This window comes from Acrocarpospora catenulata (assembly GCF_018476525.1).
Classification (GTDB): Bacteria; Actinomycetota; Actinomycetes; order Streptosporangiales; family Streptosporangiaceae; genus Acrocarpospora; species Acrocarpospora catenulata.
The window spans coordinates 1-1,288 of the sequence record NZ_JAHCST010000156.1 but is presented as its reverse complement, the minus strand read 5'-3'; the positions used below and the strand labels follow the sequence as shown (position 1 = coordinate 1,288).

The 1,288-nt window shown below is 72.0% G+C and carries 1 protein-coding gene; it reads left to right on the top strand.

The genetic code is table 11. The annotated features are described in order from the left end of the window. Nucleotides 1–1,127: IS1380 family transposase (locus KIP79_RS46145; RefSeq protein WP_214111427.1), on the top strand; the 1,127-nt coding region annotated here is incomplete at its 5' end. Between the last annotated feature and the right edge of the window lie 161 nt (nucleotides 1,128–1,288).

Genomic DNA, 1,288 nt, shown 5'->3' with positions numbered 1-1,288 from the left:
CCCAGCCCGACCTGTTCGGACCCGTGGCATCCGATCCGACGGTGTCCCGGCTGATCGACCGGCTGGCCGCCGACCCCGCCCGCGCGCTCCAGGCGATCCGCACCGCCCGGGCCGCCGCCCGGCAGCGAGCCTGGGCCTTGGCCGGGCAGGACACGCCCGGAGCCGACGGCGAGCTGATCCCCCTCGACATCGACGCCACCATCGTCATCGCCCACTCCGACAAACAGCACGCCACACCGACCTGGAAGAAAACCTACGGCTTCCACCCGCTGACGGTTTTCGCCGACCACGGCGCGGGTGGCGCAGGTGAGCCGCTGGCCATCATGCTCAGGCCCGGCAACGCCGGGTCCAACACCGCCGCCGACCACATCGAGATCACCCGCCTGGCCCTGGCCCAGCTCCCCAAGCCGCGCCGGCGGCAGGTACTGATCCGCACCGACTCCGGCGGCGGCACCCACGAGTTCCTGTCCTGGCTGACCAAACCCGGCCGCCGGCTCGCCTACTCCATCGGGTTCACCCTCACCGACGACATCGGCGCCGCGATCCTGGCCCTGCCTCCCGACGCGTGGACGCCCGCCTACGACGCCGACGGGCAGGTGCGGCCCGGCGCCTGGGTGGCCGAGCTGACCGGCATGCTCGACCTGACCGGCTGGCCGAAGGGCATGCGCCTGATCGTCCGCCGGGAACGCCCGCACCCGGGAGCGCAACTCCGCTTCACCGACCTCGACGGGCACCGCTTCACCTGCTTCGTCACCAACACCCGGACCGGTCAGCTCGCCGACCTGGAACTGCGGCACCGCCGCCGCGCCCGCTGCGAGGACCGCATCCGCGCCGCCAAGGACACCGGCCTGCGCAACCTGCCGCTGCACGACTTCACCCAGAACCAGATCTGGTGCGAGATCGTCACGCTGGCCTGCGAACTGCTGGCATGGATGCAGATGCTCGCCCTGCACGGACCGGCCCGCCGCTACGAACCCAAACGACTGCGGCTGAGACTGTTCGCCGTCGCTGCCCGCCTGGTCCGCGGCGGCCGACGCCTCCGCCTGCGCATCGCCGCGCACTGGCCCTGGGCCGGCCACCTCGCCACCGCCATCACCCGGCTACAAGCGCTCCCGGCCCCGACCTGACCAGCGCAAACCTGTCCCGACGACGAGAAAGGGCACCCTGCGGGCCCGTGGAACCCCGCCCACCCGGCGCGACAGCCGGGCCACCAGACTGACCACGACGGCGAAATCAACTCCCAGCCGAACCGCTCAGCCGACCAGACGAAGATCGTGAAACATCGAGG